We start from the raw sequence: 20417 nt of genomic DNA, 5'->3' as shown, positions 1-20417 counted from the left end.
GTTTGTACAGCAGCAGCTACTAAAGCTACTTTAAATAGTGCAAGTGCTGAAAGTATTACAGCTACTATTGGTGTTACCACATCTTCACCGATTGTATTTGATCTATCTGATAGTGATGATGGTTCTTACACTTACACTTACACTTACACCTTCACTACAGCTAATGGTAGTGGTACTGGCTATGGTTACTTCTATGTTTCTACTGATGGTGGTAGCACTTATAAATTAGGATCAACAGGAACGGCTTATACTGGTAGTCCTATGTTTGCTATCTCTGGTAAGGCTTATGGTATAGCACCTACAGCAGCAGGTAGCCCTTCATTTATCCTTAATATTGCTGATACCCATAGTAACAGCAAAACAGTTACTATCCCTGTTTCTGTAGTAGCTGCTGTTAGTTATGCTCACGTTTCAGACGGTACTGTTACAGGTAGTGCTGATGGTACTTGGAACGGTAGTAATAAACATGGTGTAGCCCAGCATAGGCTATTCCACTGTGTAGCGTCTGCTGATGATGGATCATTTACCTATCTATGGGGATGGACGGGAACAGCCCCTACAGGGCTTAGTTATGATACGCCTACTACCCCTGATACTTACGTAAGCGGTACACAACCTACAGCGGGTACATTCCACGGCGTTTGTACAGTAACTGATACTTATGGTGGTACAGGCCAATACACTTGGACTGATACAGTAAGCTAACCAGTCAAGCCCCTTTCTATGGGGCTTTTTCTTTCAATGCTGACACATTGATATACACATTCCACTTCCAATAAAATCAATAACTTACAATAGATAAGCATTCATTGCTAATACACGATTGATACACCACTTATACACTAAGCCCCTACAGAAAACCCGTAGGCATTGATTTATAAGCAAAAAAAAGCCCATCGTGGGAGATGGGCAAAGACTACACACAGCAATTCGTTGTTTCACTCAGGGGATTTCCATGCTTATAAATCAATGTGTTGATCTAAAGCCATGAGCTAATAGTAGGCATAGTGATTTTTTACGTCGATCAGATTCATCTCAATAGTTTAAAAACTGTAAAGAATTTGCGACACAAATGATTATTTAAAGAAGGGCGAGGTTGGGTCTAATCCCGCAAGAGGGAGGATTGATTAGTATTGTTAAACAATCAGGCGGCGCTGCCGCCTGATGTTGGATTACTTATTGCGTTCGATTTCAGCAATTTCTTCGAGGATTTCATCCGGATTGGTACCTGGCGCAGGGGCTTCGTTTACCCAGGCGGAAAACAGACGCCAGGAAACGGCCAGCACTACTGGACCGATAAACAGACCAATCATGCCGAAGGCAATCAGTCCGCCGATGACCCCGGAGAGAATCAGGATCAGTGGCAAATCGGCACCCATACGAATCAGCATCGGTCGAATAACGTTATCCAGCGTTCCGACTACGCCGCTCCAGACCAGCAGAACCGTGCCCCAGGTTGAATCACCCGTCCAGTACAGCCAGATAATGGCCGGAATCAGCACCGGCAACGGCCCCAGTTGCACCAGACAAGACAGGATCATCAATACCGCCAGCAGCGTGGCGTAAGGCACGCCGGTTACCGCCAGACCAATTCCCCCGAGCACTGCCTGCACCAGAGCGGTGACCACAACGCCCAATGCGACGGCGCGAATGGCTTGCGCGGCCAGCAGAATGGCAGCATCGCCACGTTTTGAGGCAAGACGGCAAGCGAAGTGACGAATACCTAATGCGACCTGTTCACCGCGCCAGTACAACAGGGCGCTGAACAGCAGCATCAGACCACAGTGCATCATAAAGCGGCCGATATGCGCGGCCTGACCGACAAACCAGGTGGTGGTGGTACCGATATAAGGACGAACCTTGGCCATAATGGCCGAACCGCCCATATCCAGTAAACTGTGCCATGCGCCATACATTTTGGCACCCACCAGTGGAATGCTGTTCAACCAAGCCAGATCCGGTAGCGTCATATCACCTGCGGTTACGGCATGGATCAGCGGCCCGCTGCCATCGACGATACTGTTAACCAGCAGCGCGATAGGGATGATGAACAACAGCACTAACAACAGTGTCATCACCAGTACGGCAAGTGAACGACGTCCCCAGAGCAATTTTTGTAAGCGTAGCAGGATAGGCCAGGTCGCAATGACAATCGTACCTGCCCAGGCAAAACCGAGGATAAAGGGCTGAACAATCCAGAGACAGGCCACAATCAGGATGGCTAAAAACAGCACCGATAGCAGCACTTGTGCAATATCCCTGGGCTGACGGAAATTTACCATAAATACTTTTCACCTTTGTCTTTGCGCCAGAACGTTGACGCGACGTGAACACGTTAATCACACTCTATAATGATGAGCAATTTCAGCGGTTTTGAACAGGCGGATTCTGCCTGTAAATCTGCTGAGCGTATTAGAAAAAAATGTGATACAACAAACAAAGCAACACGCAAACGATTAAATTCACAACACAGACCGCAGGAAAGGGTCACTATAATGATTCCACAAATTTCTCAGGCGCCAGGTGTCGTTCAGCTGGTGCTCAATTTTTTGCAGGCGCTGGAGCAGCAAGGATTCACGGGTGATACGGCAACGAGCTATGCCGATCGTCTGACAATGTCGACGGATAACAGTATTTACCAGCTGCTTCCTGATGCTGTCGTTTTCCCTCGTTCAACCGCAGATGTGGCGTTAATCGCCCGTCTGGCGGCAGAACCGCTATTCTCGTCGTTGATTTTTACCCCGCGCGGCGGCGGCACCGGGACCAACGGTCAGGCGCTGAACCAGGGCATTATTGTTGATATGTCCCGCTATATGAGCCGGATTATTGAAATCAACCCGCAAGAAGGTTGGGTGCGGGTAGAAGCCGGGGTGATAAAAGACCAGCTCAACCAGTTTCTGAAGCCATATGGCTATTTCTTTGCCCCGGAATTATCCACCAGTAACCGGGCAACGCTCGGCGGGATGATCAACACCGATGCGTCCGGGCAAGGATCGTTGGTTTACGGTAAAACTTCCGATCATGTGTTGGGCATCCGTGCGGTGCTGATGGGCGGTGATATTCTGGATACCCAGCCCATGCCGGTCGAGCTTGCCGAAATGCTGGGTAAAAGCAATACCACGATTGGCCGTATCTATAAGACCGTTTATGAGCGTTGTCGTGATAACCGACAGCTGATCATGGATAAATTCCCGAAACTTAATCGCTTCCTGACGGGTTACGATCTGCGGCACGTCTTTAACGATGAGATGACCGAATTTGATTTAACCCGCATTCTTACCGGCTCTGAAGGTACGCTGGCGTTTATCACCGAAGTCCGCCTTGATATCACGCCACTGCCCAAAGTCAGACAGTTGGTTAACGTTAAGTACGATTCGTTTGATTCGGCGTTGCGTAACGCGCCGGTGATGGTGGAAGCGCGCGCATTGTCGGTAGAAACCGTCGACTCCAAAGTACTCAATCTGGCGCGTGAAGACATCGTCTGGCACTCGGTAAGCGAACTGATTACCGATGTCGCGGATAAAGAGATGCTGGGCCTGAATATTGTCGAGTTTGCCGGTGACGACGAAACCTTGATTAATTCGCAGGTCAGCGCACTCTGCGAACGCCTGGATGGGTTAATCGCTCGCCAGGAAGCGGGCGTCATTGGCTGGCAGCTATGTACCGAACTGGCGGGCGTCGAACGAATTTACGCCATGCGCAAAAAGGCTGTCGGTCTGCTGGGCAATGCAAAAGGTTCCGCGAAGCCCATTCCGTTCGCCGAGGATACCTGCGTTCCTCCGGAGCATCTGGCTGACTATATTGCCGAGTTTCGCGCGCTGCTCGACAGCCATGGTCTGAGTTACGGCATGTTCGGCCACGTGGATGCTGGCGTGCTGCACGTTAGGCCGGCTTTGGATATGTGCGACCCGCAGCAGGAAGTGCTGATGAAACGCATTTCTGATGATGTCGTCGCGCTGACGGCAAAATATGGCGGTTTGTTGTGGGGTGAGCACGGGAAAGGTTTCCGTGCGGAATACAGTCCGGCGTTTTTCGGTGATGAACTGTATCGTGAACTGCGCAAAGTGAAATCGGTGTTTGATCCGCAAAACCGGCTCAACCCCGGCAAAATCTGTCCACCGGAAGACGTTGATGCGCCGATGATGAAAGTGGACGCGGTGAAACGCGGAACGTATGACCGTCAAATCCCGCTGGCCGTACGCCAGGAGTGGCGTGGGGCAATGGAGTGTAATGGCAACGGGTTATGCTTTAACTTCGATGCGAAAAGCCCCATGTGTCCGTCGATGAAAATCAGCCTTAACCGTATCCATTCTCCGAAAGGGCGAGCTACGCTAGTACGTGAGTGGCTGCGTCTGTTGGCCGATCGCGGGATCGATCCTGTGCAACTGGAAAAAGAGCTACCGGAGAAACGCGCCAGTTTACGCACGCTGATTACCCGTACCCGCAACAGCTGGCATGCACGCAAGGGCGAATACGATTTCTCGCACGAAGTAAAAGAGGCGATGTCAGGGTGCCTGGCGTGTAAAGCCTGTTCCACACAGTGTCCGATTAAAATTGATGTGCCGGAGTTCCGCTCACGCTTCCTGCAGCTGTACCACACGCGTTATCTGCGCCCGTTGCGCGATCATATGGTGGCGACCGTTGAGAGCTATGCACCGCTAATGGCGCGGGCGCCTAAAACGTTTAACTTCTTCATCAATCAGCCGCTGGTGCGAAATCTGGCTAAAAAGCACATTGGAATGGTTGATTTACCGCTATTGTCTGCGCCGTCGCTGCAACGCCAACTGGTGGGACATCGTTCTGCCAATATGACGCTGGAACAGCTCGAATTACTCAGCCTCGAGCAAAAAGCCCGTACGGTGCTGGTGGTACAAGACCCTTTCACCAGCTATTACGATGCGCAGGTGGTCGCTGATTTTATACGTCTGGTAGAAAAACTGGGTATGCAGCCGGTACTGCTGCCGTTTTCGCCAAATGGCAAGGCGCAGCACATTAAAGGCTTTTTAAACCGTTTTGCCAAAACGGCGAAAAAGACATCCGAGTTTCTTAACCGGGTAGCGAAGCTGAATATTCCGATGGTGGGTGTTGATCCGGCGCTGGTGCTTTGTTATCGCGATGAATACAAGCTGGTGCTGGGAGAACAGCGGGGTGATTTCCATGTGCTGCTGGCCAACGAATGGTTATCAAAAGCTGTGGAAACACAGCAGTCAGTCGCTGTTGGCGGTGAACCGTGGTACTTCTTTGGCCACTGTACCGAAGTGACGGCTTTACCGGGCGCGCCTGCACAATGGGCGGCTATTTTTGCTCGCTTTGGCGCAAAGCTGGAGAACGTCAGCGTGGGGTGCTGTGGTATGGCGGGCACCTACGGTCACGAAGTGAAGAATCACCAAAACTCATTGGGTATCTATGAGTTATCATGGCACCAGGCAATGCAACGATTGCCACGTAACCGTTGTCTGGCTACAGGGTACTCCTGTCGCAGCCAGGTTAAACGCGTTGAAGGTACGGGCGTTCGCCACCCATTACAGGCACTGCTGGAGATTATAGGATGATCTGGAAACGTGAAGTCACACTCGAGGCTCTCAATGCCATGGGTGAAGGAAATATGGTTGGGTTGCTCGATATTCGTTTTGTGCACATTGGCGACGATACGCTGGAAGCTACGATGCCAGTGGACCATCGCACCAAACAACCCTTTGGGTTGTTACACGGCGGCGCATCCGTGGTGCTGGCGGAAAGCATTGGTTCGGTAGCTGGCTACTTGTGTACTCAGGGTGAGCAGAAAGTGGTGGGCCTGGAGATCAACGCCAACCATATCCGTTCTGCACGGGAAGGGCTCGTCAGGGGCGTATGTCGCGCGTTACATACAGGTTCTCGTCACCAGGTGTGGCAAATAGAAATCTTCGATGAGCAGGGTCGATTGTGCTGCACGTCGCGTCTGACGACCGCAATTTTGTGATGCATATTGCTTTTGGTCATTATCTGCACAGGGAATGGTGTTATACTGTGCAGGTTTTGAACACAAGCGAGGATGATATGTCTACCCAATTAGACCCTGCCCAACTGGCAATAGAATTTTTACGTCGTGATAAAACCGATCTTTCACCGGCTCAGTACCTGAAAAGGCTGAAACAGCTTGAGCTGGAGTTTGCAGATCTGTTGGCGCTCTCTTCCACTGAACTGAAAGAAGAGATCTATTTTGCCTGGCGCATGGGCGTTCATTGATTCCGGTATGCTTATCGTAACGAAACCCCGACACGCGTTCGGGGTTATTTTTTGCCTTAAATCTTCATTACCACTTCATCTCGCCGCTATTAACCTTCGCACTTAGTTCCAGCGAGCTTACGTCTGCAAGGCCTGGCCATGCTGCCGTCATGGTTTTAATCACATAGTCCGATCCTTTCTTCGCCCCTAGCGCCTGCTCAAACGACTGCAAATAGTCCTGGGTGAAGCGAATAGCTTTATCACCGGTTGGGCGGTCGCCAATGTAATGACCCGGGACCACCTGAGTGGGCTGTAAGCTCTGCATTTCGCTCAGTACGCTACGCCATGCACTACGTTGTTGTTCAGACTGTGTATCCGCCGTCCAGACGTGAATACCTGAAGCCACGCCTGTGCCGCCAATAATGGCTCGATTCGCCGGGATCCAGATATACTCTGCATAATCGTTGGCGTGACGCAGTTCCAGCGTTTCGCCATCAACCGTGAACTGCGTTTGCGTAGTCGCCTGCGGAACGGTAAGCGATGTTGGCGAGCCGTCCTTCATTTGCGGGCCCCAGAATTGCAGCTTGGCCTCTTTGGTAGCGCGGATATGGTCTACCACCTGCGGCGTTGCCAGGACTTTTACCTGTGGGAAGGCCTTAAAGATGGGCTGCAAACCAAAATAGAAATCCGGATCGCCGGAGGTGATCACGATAGCCTTCAGCGTTTTACCGCTGGCGCGAATCATTTGCACCAGTTGTTCACCATCTTTGGTACTGAACTGGGCGTCAAACAAAATCGCCTCTTTTGGGCCAGACACCAGCGTCGAAGAAACCGGGAAAATAGCCTTATCCTGTGGATTATAGACGTCCAGCTGTAGCGGCGCGGCGAAAGCTGAAGACGCAAACAGAGGTAACAGCAGGGCCAGAGTTTTAACTTTCATACCAGGTAACCTTGTGCAGGAAATTGTCTTTTGATAGTTCCCGTATTTTAAGGATATTCGGATCTGTTAGAATTCCCTCATTAGGACATGCTGAGTTTCATAAAACGATCGGATGGGAACAATGGACAGAGTGATGGCGGCAATGGTATTCAACCATATCTGTGATTTGGGTAGCCTGAGCGCAGCCGCGCGTGCGTTGGGGCTTTCCCGTCCGATGGTCAGTCGTTATCTCGACGAGATGGAAAAATGGGCAGGCGCAAGGCTTATCCATCGCTCATCGCGTCGCTTGACGATCACGCCAGCGGGTGAAGAGGCATTAGTGAAAACACGTTCTCTGGCGCAACTTTCGCTGGATATTGGTGCCGCCAGTGCCGCGCAAATTCCCTCCGGCACGCTACGTGTAGCCTGCGCCCATTTTACCGCGATGCATATTCTTGCTCCGGTTCTGCCGACGTTTATGGCGCAATATCCGCAATTACGTATTGAGGTGGAGATCAATAATCAACCGGTAAGCCTTGTGGGGGAACGCATCGATGTGGCGATCCGCATAACGGATAATCCAGAGCCAGGGACTATTGCCCGTCGGTTGGGCGACTGTAAATCGGTTCTTTGCGCGTCTGCAGATTATCTGCATCATCATGGCACGCCTGAGACAATCGACGATCTCACACGGCACAATTGCCTGTACTACAGCGGTTTTGCCGGACAATCCTGGCACTTTTTGGATCCTCAGGGGCAGCCTGTCTCCGTTGCAATCAAAGGGAATTTGAGTGCAGGGATCTCTTCGCTGCTCTGCGAGTCGGCGGTGGCCGGAATGGGGATCGCGTTGGTGCCAGAGCTGGAGGCGCAGGAAGGGCTGGAGCAGGGAAAGCTAATTCGATTACTGCCAGAACTTCAACCTAAGTGCCTGCCGATTTATGGTTTATACCTTTCGCGTGAACATCAACCCGCAGGGCTACGCCTGCTGCTGGACACGCTCAGTGAGGCACAGCGTTAAATATGTGATTGAACGCGTTTATAAAAGAGTCAAACCGCAATTAGTGTTAAAAAAAACTAATCGGTGTATGAGATTCTTCTTATCGCCCCTTCAAGAGCTAAGCCAATATGAGTGCCGGAGATAAGCGCCGGATGGGGCCGGAACCCTTAAGCCTGCCAACAAGCAGACTTAAGGGTTTTTTGTTGTTTGTTTATTATTTGAATTGTTTTTCCCTACCTTCATCCCCACCTATCCCTTAAATAGACATTTTCTATACATCTTTTGTCATTTGACCTGACTGAACGATTGGATTTTCATAATCCATTATTAATCAATGCATTGAATAAAATAATCCATCCCTGTAAACCCTTGCTGCAGGGTCTATGCTTAGTAAAAGTAGTCAAAAAGGGCGATTAACCCGAATGCCCCTGCTGTTGAGGGGTTGAAGTGATAATCATTATCACTAACATGGTGTTATAGCTTAAAAGCTAGTGACTCGAGGTAACTCTATGGAATTGCATTCAGGAACATTTAACCCGGACGATTTTGCCTGGCGTGGGCTGACGTTAACGCCAGCGGCTGCGGCGCATATCCGCGAGCTGGTGGCAAAGCAACCTGACATGTTGGGTGTGCGTTTAGGTGTGAAGCAAACAGGGTGCGCGGGATTCGGTTACGTGCTGGATACCGTCCGCCAACCCGAAAAAGACGATCTGCTGTTTGAAACGGAGGGCGTCAGACTTTATGTGCCGTTGCAGGCGATGCCGTTCATTGACGGCACAGAAGTCGATTTCGTTCGCGAAGGATTAAACCAGTTATTTAAATTTCATAACCCGAAAGCCCAGAACGAATGCGGCTGTGGCGAAAGTTTTGGGGTATAGGCGGTACTATGTCTCGTAATACTGAAGCAACTGACGATGTCAACACCTGGGCTGGCGGGCACCTTAATTACAAAGAGGGCTTCTTCACCCAACTGCAAACCGATGAGCTGGCAAAAGGGATCAATGAAGATGTCGTGCGCGCGATTTCGGCAAAACGAAATGAACCCGACTGGATGCTGGAATTTCGCCTGAATGCCTTTAAAGCGTGGCTGACCATGGAAGAACCACACTGGCTTAAAGCGCATTACGACAAACTGAATTATCAGGAGTACAGCTATTACTCCGCACCTTCCTGCGGTAACTGCGATGAAACCTGTGCGTCTGAACCGGGAGCGGTACAGCAAACGGGCGCGAATGCATTTTTAAGCAAAGAGGTTGAGGACGCATTCGAACAGCTTGGCGTGCCGGTACGTGAAGGCAAAGAAGTTGCGGTTGATGCCATTTTCGACTCGGTATCGGTAGCGACCACCTATCGCGACAAACTGGCGGAACAGGGCATTATTTTCTGTTCGTTCGGTGAGGCCATTCACGATCATCCTGAGCTGGTAAAACAGTACCTGGGCACTGTTGTCCCCGGCAATGACAATTTCTTTGCCGCGCTGAATGCGGCGGTGGCATCTGACGGCACGTTTATTTATGTACCGAAAGGCGTACGTTGCCCAATGGAGCTGTCGACCTATTTCCGTATCAATGCGGAAAAAACCGGGCAGTTTGAACGCACCATTCTGGTTGCGGATGAGGGCAGCTACGTCAGCTATATCGAAGGCTGTTCAGCTCCGGTGCGCGACAGTTACCAACTACACGCGGCGGTGGTGGAAGTCATCATCCACAAAGATGCCGAAGTGAAATACTCCACGGTGCAAAACTGGTTTCCCGGCGATGGCAATACGGGCGGTATTTTGAATTTCGTCACCAAGCGCGCACTCTGCGAAGGCGAAAACAGCAAAATGTCGTGGACGCAGTCGGAAACCGGCTCGGCCATTACCTGGAAATACCCAAGCTGCATTTTGCGTGGCGACAACTCGATCGGCGAATTCTACTCCGTCGCGCTGACCAGTGGACATCAGCAGGCCGATACCGGCACCAAAATGATCCACATTGGCAAAAACACCAAATCGACCATTATCTCGAAAGGGATCTCCGCCGGACACAGCCAGAACAGTTATCGCGGCTTAGTGAAAATCATGCCGACCGCTACTAACGCCCGCAACTATACCCAATGCGACTCGATGTTGATCGGTGCGGATTGTGGGGCACACACCTTCCCGTATGTGGAGTGTCGTAACAATAGCGCCCAGCTTGAACATGAAGCCACCACGTCGCGTATTGGTGAAGACCAGTTGTTTTACTGCCTGCAGCGCGGCATCAGTGAAGAGGATGCCATTTCGATGATCGTGAATGGTTTCTGTAAAGACGTGTTCTCTGAACTGCCGCTGGAGTTTGCCGTGGAAGCGCAAAAACTTCTCGCCATAAGTCTTGAGCACAGCGTCGGTTAAATTTTAAGGAAAGCACATGTTAAGCATCAAAGATTTACAGGTCAGTGTGGAAGATAAGGCGATCCTGCGTGGGTTGAGCCTTGAGGTTCACCCCGGAGAAGTTCACGCCATTATGGGACCAAACGGTTCGGGGAAAAGTACGCTTTCTGCAACTCTTGCTGGGCGGGAAGACTACGACGTCACTGGCGGGACGGTAGAGTTCAACGGCAAAGATTTACTGGAACTGTCGCCGGAAGACCGGGCCGGTGAAGGGATATTCATGGCATTCCAGTATCCGGTGGAAATCCCTGGCGTCAGTAACCAGTTTTTCCTGCAAACGGCGCTGAATGCGGTGCGAAGTTACCGTGGCGAAGAGTCGCTGGATCGATTCGACTTCCAGGATCTGATGGAAGAGAAAATAGCGCTGCTGAAGATGCCGGAAGATTTGCTCACGCGCTCGGTAAACGTCGGTTTCTCCGGCGGTGAGAAAAAACGTAATGACATTCTGCAAATGGCCGTGCTGGAGCCTCAGTTGTGCATTCTTGATGAGTCAGACTCTGGGCTGGATATTGATGCGCTGAAAATCGTTGCGGATGGCGTGAACTCGCTGCGTGACGGGAAACGCTCATTCATTATCGTCACTCACTATCAGCGCATCCTGGACTATATCAAACCCGATTTTGTTCACGTTCTCTACCAGGGGCGAATTGTGAAGTCCGGCGATTTTACGCTGGTCAAACAACTGGAGGAGCAAGGTTATGGCTGGCTTAGCGAACAGCAGTAACGTGCTGCAACAGTGGCACCATCTGTTTGAGACGCAAGGGGAGACACGCTCACACCATGCGCAGCAGCACTTGCAACAGATGCTGCGTCTGGGGCTGCCAACGCGGAAGCATGAGGACTGGAAATACACGCCGCTGGAGGGATTAACAAACAGCCAGTTTGTCAGTCATGTCGCTGAGATAACGTCAGCCCAATGTGCAGCGTTGTCGCCGACAATTGATGCTGTACGACTGGTGTTTGTTGACGGGCAATTCTCTCCGACGCTCAGCGACAGTACAGACGGTAGCGGTTTTGACATTACCATTGACGATGCGCGCCAGGCGCTGCCAGCGGCTATCCAACCGGAAGTGTTTTTGCACCTTACCGAAAGCCTGTCCCGTAGCGTAACGCACATTCAGGTGAAGCGTAACCAGCGCCCCGCGAAACCGCTGCTGCTGCTGCACATAACCCAGGGGCTGGCGGGCGATGAGGTGAATACGGCGCACTATCGCCACCATCTGGAGCTAGCGGAAGGCGCAGAAGCCACCGTTATTGAACACTATGCCAGCCTCAGCGAGCGTCGCCATTTCACCGGCGCACGCTTAACGATGAACGTCGCGGCAAACGCCCATTTGCGCCATATCAAACTGGCGTTCGAAAATCCGTTTAGTCACCACTTCGCGCATAATGACATTCAATTGGGCGCGGATGCTACTGCCGTTAGCCACAGCTTCTTGCTTGGTGATGCGGTATTGCGCCATAACACCAGTACGCAGCTTAACGGTGAAAACACTACGCTTCGGCTGAACAGTCTGGCGATGCCGGTGAAAAATGAAGTCTGTGATACACGGACCTGGCTTGAGCACAACAAAGGGTATTGCAACAGTCGCCAGCTGCATAAAACGATTGTCAGCGATAAGGGACGAGCGGTCTTCAATGGTCTGATCAACGTCGCCCAGCACGCCATCAAAACCGACGGTCAGATGACCAACAATAATTTGTTGCTAGGAAAGCTGGCGGAGGTGGATACCAAGCCACAGCTCGAAATTTACGCCGACGATGTGAAATGCAGCCACGGGGCGACGGTAGGACGGATCGACGACGAACAGATGTTCTATCTGCGTTCGCGAGGGATCGGCCAGCAGGATGCTCAACACATGATTCTCTATGCGTTTGCCGCTGAGCTGACGGAAGCCCTGGGCGATGAAACGCTGAAACAACAGGTACTGGCGCGGATCGCCCAACGCTTGCCGGGAGGCGCAGCATGACATTTCCCATTGAAAAAGTACGGGCAGACTTTCCGGTCCTGACGCGTGAAGTGAACGGTTTACCGTTGGCGTATCTGGACAGCGCTGCCAGCGCGCAAAAACCCAATCAGGTGATTGATGCCGAGGCCGAGTTTTATCGTCACGGCTATGCGGCGGTCCACCGCGGTATTCATACGCTGAGCGCCCAGGCCACGGAAAAAATGGAAAATGTGCGCAAGCTTGCCTCGTTGTTTATTAACGCCCGCTCAGCGGAAGAGCTGGTGTTTGTTCGTGGTACGACGGAAGGCATCAATCTGGTGGCGAACAGCTGGGGCAGCAGCAATGTGCGAGCGGGCGATAACATTATCATCAGCGAAATGGAGCACCACGCCAATATTGTGCCCTGGCAGATGCTGTGTGCCCGCGTAGGGGCAGAGCTGCGCGTTATTCCGCTCAATGCCGATGGTACGTTGCAGCTGGAGACGCTGCCGACGCTGTTTGACGATCGTACGCAACTGCTGGCGATTACCCACGTTTCTAACGTGTTGGGTACCGAGAACCCGTTATCGGAAATGATTGAGCTGGCGCATCAATACGGCGCAAAAGTGTTGGTGGATGGCGCGCAGGCGGTGATGCATCATCAGGTGGATGTCCAGGCACTGGATTGCGATTTTTATGTTTTCTCCGGGCATAAACTTTATGGACCAACCGGTATTGGCGTTCTGTATGCCAGAGAGTCGCTGTTGCAGGAGATGCCACCCTGGGAAGGCGGTGGTTCAATGATTGCGACGGTGAGTTTGAGTCAGGGAACAACGTGGGCCAAAGCCCCCTGGCGTTTTGAAGCCGGAACGCCAAACACCGGAGGTATTATCGGACTCGGCGCGGCTATTGAGTATGTTTCAGCACTGGGGCTTACTGAAATCAGTGAATATGAACAGTTCATGATGCGCTATGCGTTGGAGCAGTTGGCGGATGTGCCGGATTTGACACTTTACGGACCGGATAACCGCCTGGGTGTGATTGCATTTAACCTTGGTAAACATCACGCCTTTGACGTCGGCAGTTTTCTTGATAACTATGGAATAGCCGTGCGGACGGGGCATCACTGCGCAATGCCGCTGATGGCCTACTATAACGTTCCTGCTATGTGTCGGGCGTCGATTGCAATGTACAACACCCATGAAGAAGTGGATCGCCTGGTAACGGGCCTCAAGCGTATTCATCATTTACTGGGCTAACAGGGAGGCGTTATGGCTGCGCTACCGGATAAAGAAAAGTTGTTGCGTAATTTTCTGCGTTGCGCTAATTGGGAAGAGAAATACCTGTACATTATTGAGCTGGGTCAGCGTTTGCCGGAATTAAACGACGACTTACGCTGCCCGGAAAATAGCATCCAGGGATGTCAAAGTCAGGTATGGATTGTTATGAACCAGAATGGCGAAGGGATTATTGAATTACAGGGCGACAGTGATGCGGCAATTGTGAAAGGACTTATTGCCGTGGTATTCATTTTGTATGATCGCATGACGGCCCAGGATATTGTGAATTTTGATGTGCGTCCGTGGTTTGAAAAAATGGCGCTCGCACAGCACCTCACACCGTCTCGTTCACAAGGGCTGGAGGCGATGATTCGGGCTATTCGCGCCAAAGCCGCAACTCTTAGCTAAACTGATAAAACACGTTAACTTTCAGACCGACTTGAAAGCGTTCGTGTAAGGCAACGCAGTGACTCGTAAGCCGGATTGGGCGCTCGCCGCCGTCCGGCAAGAACGCCAGGGGGGTGAGTGAGTATGAAACGCGCGTCTGTTATTACGTTAATGCTAATCGGCGCTTACAGCGCTATTCAGGCCGCATGGGCGGTCGATTATCCTTTGCCCCAGGCGAACAGCCGCCTTGTTGGGCAAAACCAAACCTACACCGTGCAGGAAGGCGATAAAAACTTACAGGCGATAGCCCGTAAGTTTGATACCGCTGCCATGCTGATCCTTGAAGCCAACAACACTATTGCCCCCGTACCTAAACCCGGAACCCTGATTACTATTCCCTCACAATTACTGCTGCCGGATGCACCACGCGAAGGCATTATTGTGAATCTGGCGGAACTGCGTCTGTATTACTTCCCGCCGGGAGAGAATATTGTTCAGGTATTCCCAATTGGTATCGGTTTGCAGGGGCTGGAAACGCCGGTAATGGAAACCCGGGTTGGGCAGAAAATCCCGAATCCTACCTGGACCCCTACACCAGGCATCCGTAAACGCTCTCTGGAGCGCGGCATCACATTACCGCCTGTTGTACCTGCCGGGCCAAATAACCCGTTAGGACGCTTTGCACTGCGTCTGGCGCATGGAAACGGTGAGTATCTGATCCATGGAACCAGCGCGCCGGACAGCGTGGGCCTGCGTGTGAGTTCTGGTTGTATTCGCATGAACGCGCCGGACATTAAAGCACTGTTTGCTCAGGTCCGCACAGGCACGCCGGTCAGGGTGATTAATGAGCCGATAAAATATTCGATTGAGCCGAACGGCATGAGGTATGTCGAAGTGCATCGACCGCTGTCGCCGGAAGAGGAGCAAAACGTCCAGACCATGCCGTATGTGCTGCCAGCCGGTTTTACCCAGTTTAAAGATAATAAAGCGGTGGATAACAGTCTGGTGGAAAGGGCGTTGTATCGTCGCGCAGGTTATCCAGTCACCGTCACTGCCGGGCAAGCATCGGTCGCGAGCAATGGGCCAGAAGTGAAGTCTGCGCAAAATGGCGTGCCGGGAGGAGATGCTGAGGTGCGCGCTACGCAATAACAGGGAAGGGGAATTCAGAGCAAAAAAAATGGCGCACAATGTGCGCCATTTTTATTACACAGATACTATTACTTGCGGTATTTAGTAGCTGCGTTGTCCAGACGCTGGTTAGCGCGAGCTGCGTCATCTTTAGCAGCCTGAACGTCGGAACGCATTGCGTTCACGTCGTTGCTCAGCTGGTCAACTTTAGCGTTCAGAGTCTGAACGTCAGAAGACAGCTGATCGATTTTAGCGTTGCTGGAGCAACCTGCCAGCAGAGTAGAACCCAGGATTACCGCGCCCAGTACCAGTTTAGTACGATTCATTATTAATACCCTCTAGATTGAGTTAATCTCCATGTAGCGTTACAAGTATTACACAAACTTTTTTATGTTGAGAATATTTTTTTGATGGGAATGCACTTATTTTTGATCGTTCGCTCAAAGAAGCATCGAATTGTGCAAAAACGGCTAAAAACCCGAGTGAAAACAGAAAGCTTCCATCGGATTCATCTTAGATAATCACGGATTAGATAGTGAAATCCGATTTGATTTTTTATTAATTGTGGCTATCGATAAAATAAAAAAAGCGCCACCAGGGCGCTTTTTTAAGCAAATTAATTCGCGATGGAATTATTACAGCACGTGAACGGATGCGGTGTTGGTGGTGCCACTCGGAACCAGTGCACCAGAAACCATAACCACAACGTCACCTTTTTGAGCCAGACCGCTTTCCAGAGCGACTTCTTTACCCAGACGATAGAAATCATCGGTAGAGCTGATTTCTTTAACCACCTGTGCAACAACGCCTTTGCTCAGCACCAGCTGACGCGCGGTAGTTTCGTTGGTGGTCAGCGCCAGGATGGTGGCATCCGGGAAGTATTTACGTACTGCGCGAGCGGATTTACCACCCTGGGTTGCGACGACGATCAGCGGCGCGTCCAGTTTTTCAGCAGTTTCAACCGCGCCACGGCAAACGGCTTCGGTGATGCGCAGTTTGCGGCTGTCGTTGTTGAAGTCCAGACGGCTGGTCATCACACGGTCAGTACGCTCACAGATGGTCGCCATGATGGTAACGGCTTCCAGCGGGTATTTACCTTTTGCAGACTCGCCAGACAGCATTACTGCGTCGGTACCGTCGAGGATGGCGTTCGCTACGTCACCGGCTTCAGCGCGGGTCGGACGCGGGTTTTTGATCATGGAGTCCAGCATCTGGGTCGCAGTGATAACGACTTTACGTGCACGGATACATTTTTCGATGATCATCTTCTGCGCGAAGATAACTTCTTCAACCGGGATCTCAACGCCCATATCGCCACGCGCAACCATGATGCCGTCAGACGCTTCGAGGATTTCGTCGAAGTTGTTCAGGCCTTCCTGGTTTTCGATTTTGGAGATGATCTGGATGTTTTCGCCGCCGTGCGCTTTCAGGTGCTCACGGATTTCAACGACATCAGAACGTTTACGGATAAAGGACGCTGCAACGAAGTCAACGCCTTGCTCGCAACCGAAGATCAGGTCTTGTTTGTCTTTTTCAGCCAGTGCTGGCAGCGCGATGGAAACGCCCGGCAGGTTAACGCCTTTGTTTTCGCCCAGGTCGCCGTTGTTCAGCACTTTACAGATAACTTTGTTACCTTCGATGGCGGTAACTTCCATGCCGATCAGACCATCATCAACCAGAACGGTGTTGCCGACGGACAGATCTTTAGTGAAGCCTTCGTAAGTTACAGCAACGATTTCGTTGTTGCCTACGACAGATTTGTCGGTGGTGAAGGTGAAGGTCTGGCCCGCTTTCAGGGAAACGTCGTTACCGCCTTCCAGTTTGATGGTACGGATTTCAGGACCTTTGGTGTCGAGCAGGATTGCGGCTTTCTTGCCGGTTTTGCTCATGACGTTGCGCAAGTTCTTGATGCGCTGACCGTGTTCTGCGTAGTCGCCGTGGGAGAAGTTCAGACGCATGACGTTCATGCCCGCGTCCAGCATTTTGGTTAACATCTCTTCGGATTCGGTTTTCGGACCGATGGTGCAAACAATTTTCGTCTTTTTCATGACAGTCTTAGTCTTTAAGTTGAGAAGGATATGGAAATCTGGCTCCCATCGCGCACGGATGGGAAGCTAAACCTGAGTTACGAAAGTTGTGATGCCTCGCTCTAAGGATAGGTGACATCGAAAAAGCGTGCAGAGGAATGTGTGCTTGTGTTTCAGCCCAACGGGATGGTGAGTTCTGTAGTCGTTGAGTTTTACAGGTCAATGTGCTGAAACCATTCAAGAGACAATTGGCGCGCATTATACGCTGAAAATTATCAAAAAGGAAAATGGAAACAGCGTTTCAAAACACTTCTGTGCAGTTTTACAAAAATTATTCATTAATTTGTTCATCGGTATGGATAAAGAGGTTATCGGGCGTTGCGATTAGTTGCGCAACAAACTGCATTTAACATCTCGATGACTACGTTTTATGCCGTTGACGTCGATGCAGTACTATATTTCTAAAAGTTATATCAAATGCGTTTTAATTCATTTTAAAAGCCAATTCCACTGATTACACTCGTTTGGACATCCATACTGCTAAACAGCCAAAAGCGCTAGCAGAAGAACAATAAGCAGCAGCGGATACCCAAACGACATGATTGTCCTGAAAAATATTTCGAAAGTGTTTACGCCAGGCAGGCTTGCCATCACCGCTGTCGATAACGTCAACCTGACGGTTGAACAGGGGCAGATTTACGGCATTATTGGTTACAGCGGGGCAGGTAAAAGCACCTTAATTCGTTTGCTCAATGGTCTCGAAAAACCAACCTCCGGCAGCGTGACGATTAACGGCCACGATATCTCGGCCGCCAGTGGGGAATCGTTACGCCAGGCGCGACTGAAAATCAGCATGGTGTTTCAACACTTCAATTTGCTGTGGTCGCGGACCGTTAGCGAAAACATTGCGTTCTCTATGCAAATCGCCGGTGCGTCCAAAGCGTCCATCAAAGCGCGGGTTGCTGAACTGATTACGCTGGTTGGGCTGAGCGGTCGTGAAAATGCGTATCCTTCCCAGCTCAGCGGTGGGCAAAAACAGCGTGTAGGAATTGCTCGTGCGCTGGCGAACAATCCAGATGTCCTGCTGTGTGACGAAGCCACCTCGGCGCTGGATCCGCAAACTACCGATCAGATCCTCGATTTACTCCTCGATATTAACCGTCGTTTCAAATTGACCATTGTGCTGATCACTCATGAAATGCACGTGGTACGCAAAATCTGCGACCGCGTCGCGGTAATGGAAAACGGCAAGGTCGTTGAGGAAGGTGATGTGCTCAGCGTCTTTACCCATCCTCAGCAGCCTATTACCCGACAATTTGTTCGTCAGGTGAGCCAGTACACCGAAGAAGACGAGTTTAATCCGCAGCTGGCAAGCGAGTTGGGTGGGGTAGTTATCAAATTAACCTTTACCGGGCAACGTACCCATCGGCCTGTGGTTGGGGAATTGACCCTGCGCTATGGCCTGCCGTTCAACATCTTGCACGGCAAGATGACGCAAACCGCACACGGCGTGTTTGGGCAACTCTGGGTGCACGTGGTGGCCTCTGAGGAACAATTGAACAATATTTTGGCCGACCTGCGCCAGAGCGACATTGAAGGCGAGGTGATTCAACATGGCTGAAGAACTGTTTCCCCATCTGAAGTGGGATCAACTGTTAGCGGCAACCCAGGAAACGCTGTATATGACAGCTCTTTCGGGGGCGGCGACCTTTATTCTGGGCATCGCGCTTGGCCTGGCATTGTTCCTGACAGCGCGCGGCGGATTATTCCCTAATCGCGCGGTATATAGCGCTATTTCGCTGGTGGTGAATATCTTTCGTTCGATCCCATTCATCATTTTGATCGTGCTGCTGATCCCGTTTACCAAAGCGATGGTAGGCACCATTCTCGGCGCCAATGCTGCGTTGCCTGCGTTGATCGTGGGGGCAGCGCCGTTTTATGCGCGTCTGGTCGAAATCGCTCTGCGTGAAGTGGATAAAGGCGTTATTGAAGCGACGCGTTCAATGGGCGCACGACTGAGCACACTTATTTTTCGAGTTTTACTGCCGGAATCCTCTCCTGCTCTGGTGTCCGGGATCACCGTGACGCTAATTGCGTTGGTTAGCTACAGCGCGATGGCAGGGGTAATTGGTGCCGGTGGTTTAGGGAATTTGGCCTATCTGGAAGGATTCCAGCGCAACCACAGCGACGTCACGCTGGTGGCGACGGTGACGATTTTGCTCATTGTCTTCATCATCCAGCTTTGCGGCGATGTGATCACCTCTCTGTTAGATAAACGCTAATAAAATACGGAAACCATTATCATGAAAAAATCACTGACGTTACTCGCCGCAGCAACCTTAAGCGCCCTGAGCTTTGCCTCCTGGGCTGATACTCTGACCGTTGGCGCGTCTAACGTGCCGCATGCGGAGATCCTTGAACAGGCCAAACCGATTTTGGCGAAGCAGGGGATCGATCTGGAGATTAAACCGTTCCAGGATTACATTCTGCCGAACACTGCGCTGGCTGGCCGTGAGATTGACGCCAACTACTTCCAGCATATTCCGTACCTGAACAGCGTGATTAAAGACCATGCAGGCGATAAAACGTATGACTTCGTCAGCGCCGGAGCGATTCACATTGAGCCGATTGGTATCTATTCGAAAAAAGTGAAATCACTTAAAGATCTGCCGGAAGGCGGCAAAGTCATCATGCGTGACGCGGTATCTGAGGAAGGCCGTATTCTGTCGATTTTCGAAAAAGAGGGGGTGATCAAGCTGAAGCCGGGCGTGGATAAAGTAACTGCGCGCATTAGCGATATCGTCGAAAACCCGAAAAAGCTGAAGTTCCTGCCAAACGTGGAAGCCGCGCTGTTACCGCAGATGTATAACAACGACGAAGGCGATGCGGTGGTGATTAACGCCAACTACGCCATCGACGCCGGGCTGGATCCAGTGAAAGATCCTATTGCTGTTGAAAGTGGTGAAAACAACCCGTATGCCAACATCATTACCGTGCATCGTGGCGACGAGAAGAAAAAGGATATCGTAGCGCTGGTTGATGTCCTGCATTCAAAAGAGATCCAGGACTGGATCCGTACTAAATATAAAGGTGCGGTGATCCCGGTAAACAACTAATCTGCTTTTTGCCGGGTG

20 protein-coding genes and 1 other RNA gene are annotated in these 20417 nt (G+C 51.1%); 15 read left to right on the top strand and 6 right to left on the bottom strand.

Annotated elements, in window-relative coordinates; all coding sequences use genetic code 11:
- Positions 1-261 precede the first annotated feature (261 nt).
- Positions 262-705, top strand: coding sequence for a hypothetical protein (locus OGX96_RS19030; RefSeq protein WP_286583925.1), 444 nt, complete (start codon positions 262-264; stop codon positions 703-705).
- A gap of 176 nt (positions 706-881) precedes the next feature.
- On the opposite strand, the gene rprA is transcribed toward OGX96_RS19030, so the two are convergent.
- An RNA gene (rprA, locus tag OGX96_RS19025) (antisense sRNA RprA) lies at positions 882-989 on the bottom strand.
- A gap of 183 nt (positions 990-1172) precedes the next feature.
- Positions 1173-2282 (bottom strand): AI-2E family transporter YdiK, encoded by a 1110-nt coding sequence (ydiK, locus tag OGX96_RS19020; RefSeq protein ID WP_003832632.1) that lies wholly within the window; start codon positions 2280-2282, stop codon positions 1173-1175.
- A gap of 213 nt (positions 2283-2495) precedes the next feature.
- Between ydiK and ydiJ the strand changes: the two genes are divergently transcribed.
- From ydiJ to OGX96_RS19005, 3 genes are all read left to right on the top strand, one after another.
- Positions 2496-5552: a D-2-hydroxyglutarate dehydrogenase YdiJ gene (ydiJ, locus tag OGX96_RS19015; protein WP_286583923.1), complete on the top strand. Its 3057-nt coding sequence runs from the start codon at positions 2496-2498 to the stop codon at positions 5550-5552.
- Entirely contained in the window at positions 5549-5959 is a 411-nt protein-coding gene (gene menI / locus OGX96_RS19010) for a 1,4-dihydroxy-2-naphthoyl-CoA hydrolase (protein WP_008784603.1), read from the top strand. Before ydiJ ends, menI begins: the two co-directional genes overlap by 4 nt.
- A gap of 77 nt (positions 5960-6036) precedes the next feature.
- Positions 6037-6225 carry a YdiH family protein gene (locus OGX96_RS19005; RefSeq protein WP_003030540.1) on the top strand — a complete coding sequence of 63 codons (189 nt, stop codon included), beginning with the start codon at positions 6037-6039 and terminating at the stop codon, positions 6223-6225.
- A gap of 67 nt (positions 6226-6292) precedes the next feature.
- Here the strand turns inward: OGX96_RS19005 and OGX96_RS19000 are convergent, their stop codons facing one another.
- Positions 6293-7144 carry a Vmh family MBL fold metallo-hydrolase gene (locus OGX96_RS19000; RefSeq protein WP_286583920.1) on the bottom strand — a complete coding sequence of 284 codons (852 nt, stop codon included), beginning with the start codon at positions 7142-7144 and terminating at the stop codon, positions 6293-6295.
- A gap of 121 nt (positions 7145-7265) precedes the next feature.
- On the opposite strand from OGX96_RS19000, the gene OGX96_RS18995 reads away from it, so the two are divergent.
- The 8 genes from OGX96_RS18995 to ldtE all read left to right on the top strand — a co-directional run bounded on the left by OGX96_RS18995 (position 7266) and on the right by ldtE (position 15277).
- Positions 7266-8141: a LysR family transcriptional regulator gene (locus OGX96_RS18995; protein ID WP_048235485.1), complete on the top strand. Its 876-nt coding sequence runs from the start codon at positions 7266-7268 to the stop codon at positions 8139-8141.
- 488 nt (positions 8142-8629) lie between these two features.
- Positions 8630-8998: a Fe-S cluster assembly scaffold SufA gene (gene sufA / locus OGX96_RS18990; protein WP_286583918.1), complete on the top strand. Its 369-nt coding sequence runs from the start codon at positions 8630-8632 to the stop codon at positions 8996-8998.
- Positions 8999-9006: 8 nt separating this feature from the next.
- A complete protein-coding gene (sufB, locus tag OGX96_RS18985; RefSeq protein ID WP_020996440.1) occupies positions 9007-10494 on the top strand; it encodes a Fe-S cluster assembly protein SufB in 1488 nt (495 codons plus the stop codon).
- 16 nt (positions 10495-10510) lie between these two features.
- Positions 10511-11257: a Fe-S cluster assembly ATPase SufC gene (gene sufC, locus OGX96_RS18980; RefSeq protein WP_174770334.1), complete on the top strand. Its 747-nt coding sequence runs from the start codon at positions 10511-10513 to the stop codon at positions 11255-11257.
- A complete protein-coding gene (gene sufD, locus OGX96_RS18975) occupies positions 11232-12503 on the top strand; it encodes a Fe-S cluster assembly protein SufD (protein ID WP_032943209.1) in 1272 nt (423 codons plus the stop codon). The genes sufC and sufD overlap by 26 nt, the downstream gene beginning before the upstream one ends.
- Positions 12500-13720, top strand: coding sequence for a cysteine desulfurase SufS (sufS, locus tag OGX96_RS18970; RefSeq protein ID WP_008784609.1), 1221 nt, complete (start codon positions 12500-12502; stop codon positions 13718-13720). Before sufD ends, sufS begins: the two co-directional genes overlap by 4 nt.
- Positions 13721-13732: 12 nt before the next feature.
- Complete coding sequence (gene sufE / locus OGX96_RS18965) at positions 13733-14149, top strand: cysteine desulfuration protein SufE (protein ID WP_003832654.1); 417 nt, start codon at positions 13733-13735, stop codon at positions 14147-14149.
- Positions 14150-14272: 123 nt separating this feature from the next.
- Complete coding sequence (ldtE, locus tag OGX96_RS18960) at positions 14273-15277, top strand: L,D-transpeptidase LdtE (RefSeq protein ID WP_032943210.1); 1005 nt, start codon at positions 14273-14275, stop codon at positions 15275-15277.
- Between the two features lie 68 nt (positions 15278-15345).
- Here the strand turns inward: ldtE and lpp are convergent, their stop codons facing one another.
- The 3 genes from lpp to ynhH all read right to left on the bottom strand — a co-directional run bounded on the left by lpp (position 15346) and on the right by ynhH (position 17506).
- The gene (lpp, locus tag OGX96_RS18955; RefSeq protein WP_003029373.1) at positions 15346-15582 is read right to left on the bottom strand and encodes a murein lipoprotein Lpp; all 237 of its coding nucleotides are present in this window, start codon (positions 15580-15582) and stop codon (positions 15346-15348) included.
- Between the two features lie 309 nt (positions 15583-15891).
- Positions 15892-17304 carry a pyruvate kinase PykF gene (pykF, locus tag OGX96_RS18950; protein ID WP_003029366.1) on the bottom strand — a complete coding sequence of 471 codons (1413 nt, stop codon included), beginning with the start codon at positions 17302-17304 and terminating at the stop codon, positions 15892-15894.
- Positions 17305-17311: 7 nt separating this feature from the next.
- The gene (ynhH, locus tag OGX96_RS18945; RefSeq protein ID WP_244293978.1) at positions 17312-17506 is read right to left on the bottom strand and encodes a protein YnhH; all 195 of its coding nucleotides are present in this window, start codon (positions 17504-17506) and stop codon (positions 17312-17314) included.
- Between the two features lie 375 nt (positions 17507-17881).
- Here ynhH and OGX96_RS18940 point away from each other — a divergent pair, with 375 nt between their 5' ends.
- The 3 genes from OGX96_RS18940 to OGX96_RS18930 are packed head-to-tail and all read left to right on the top strand — an operon-like array spanning position 17882 to position 20399.
- Positions 17882-18904: a methionine ABC transporter ATP-binding protein gene (locus OGX96_RS18940; RefSeq protein WP_063941515.1), complete on the top strand. Its 1023-nt coding sequence runs from the start codon at positions 17882-17884 to the stop codon at positions 18902-18904.
- Complete coding sequence (locus OGX96_RS18935; RefSeq protein ID WP_048214308.1) at positions 18897-19565, top strand: methionine ABC transporter permease; 669 nt, start codon at positions 18897-18899, stop codon at positions 19563-19565. Before OGX96_RS18940 ends, OGX96_RS18935 begins: the two co-directional genes overlap by 8 nt.
- A 21-nt stretch (positions 19566-19586) precedes the next feature.
- Entirely contained in the window at positions 19587-20399 is an 813-nt protein-coding gene (locus OGX96_RS18930) for a MetQ/NlpA family ABC transporter substrate-binding protein (RefSeq protein ID WP_003029358.1), read from the top strand.
- Positions 20400-20417 lie beyond the last annotated feature (18 nt).

This window comes from Citrobacter sp. Cpo100, from assembly GCF_030332595.1.
Lineage (GTDB): Bacteria > Pseudomonadota > Gammaproteobacteria > Enterobacterales > Enterobacteriaceae > Citrobacter > Citrobacter portucalensis.
This window is presented reverse-complemented; position numbering and strand designations above follow the sequence as displayed.

What these genes read in the sequence shown, in the direction of transcription:
- sufS (WP_008784609.1), top strand. Translation starts at nt 12,500, where the DNA reads ATGACATTTCCCATTGAAAAAGTACGGGCAGACTTTCCGGTCCTGACG.
- sufE (WP_003832654.1), top strand. Translation starts at nt 13,733, where the DNA reads ATGGCTGCGCTACCGGATAAAGAAAAGTTGTTGCGTAATTTTCTGCGT.
- OGX96_RS19000 (WP_286583920.1), bottom strand. Translation starts at nt 7,144, where the DNA reads ATGAAAGTTAAAACTCTGGCCCTGCTGTTACCTCTGTTTGCGTCTTCA.
- pykF (WP_003029366.1), bottom strand. Translation starts at nt 17,304, where the DNA reads ATGAAAAAGACGAAAATTGTTTGCACCATCGGTCCGAAAACCGAATCC.
- sufA (WP_286583918.1), top strand. Translation starts at nt 8,630, where the DNA reads ATGGAATTGCATTCAGGAACATTTAACCCGGACGATTTTGCCTGGCGT.
- menI (WP_008784603.1), top strand. Translation starts at nt 5,549, where the DNA reads ATGATCTGGAAACGTGAAGTCACACTCGAGGCTCTCAATGCCATGGGT.
- OGX96_RS19030 (WP_286583925.1), top strand. Translation starts at nt 262, where the DNA reads ATGTTTGCTATCTCTGGTAAGGCTTATGGTATAGCACCTACAGCAGCA.
- ydiK (WP_003832632.1), bottom strand. Translation starts at nt 2,282, where the DNA reads ATGGTAAATTTCCGTCAGCCCAGGGATATTGCACAAGTGCTGCTATCG.
- OGX96_RS18930 (WP_003029358.1), top strand. Translation starts at nt 19,587, where the DNA reads ATGAAAAAATCACTGACGTTACTCGCCGCAGCAACCTTAAGCGCCCTG.
- sufD (WP_032943209.1), top strand. Translation starts at nt 11,232, where the DNA reads ATGGCTGGCTTAGCGAACAGCAGTAACGTGCTGCAACAGTGGCACCAT.
- ydiJ (WP_286583923.1), top strand. Translation starts at nt 2,496, where the DNA reads ATGATTCCACAAATTTCTCAGGCGCCAGGTGTCGTTCAGCTGGTGCTC.
- OGX96_RS18935 (WP_048214308.1), top strand. Translation starts at nt 18,897, where the DNA reads ATGGCTGAAGAACTGTTTCCCCATCTGAAGTGGGATCAACTGTTAGCG.
- OGX96_RS18940 (WP_063941515.1), top strand. Translation starts at nt 17,882, where the DNA reads ATGATTGTCCTGAAAAATATTTCGAAAGTGTTTACGCCAGGCAGGCTT.
- lpp (WP_003029373.1), bottom strand. Translation starts at nt 15,582, where the DNA reads ATGAATCGTACTAAACTGGTACTGGGCGCGGTAATCCTGGGTTCTACT.
- OGX96_RS18995 (WP_048235485.1), top strand. Translation starts at nt 7,266, where the DNA reads ATGGACAGAGTGATGGCGGCAATGGTATTCAACCATATCTGTGATTTG.
- ldtE (WP_032943210.1), top strand. Translation starts at nt 14,273, where the DNA reads ATGAAACGCGCGTCTGTTATTACGTTAATGCTAATCGGCGCTTACAGC.
- sufB (WP_020996440.1), top strand. Translation starts at nt 9,007, where the DNA reads ATGTCTCGTAATACTGAAGCAACTGACGATGTCAACACCTGGGCTGGC.
- OGX96_RS19005 (WP_003030540.1), top strand. Translation starts at nt 6,037, where the DNA reads ATGTCTACCCAATTAGACCCTGCCCAACTGGCAATAGAATTTTTACGT.
- sufC (WP_174770334.1), top strand. Translation starts at nt 10,511, where the DNA reads ATGTTAAGCATCAAAGATTTACAGGTCAGTGTGGAAGATAAGGCGATC.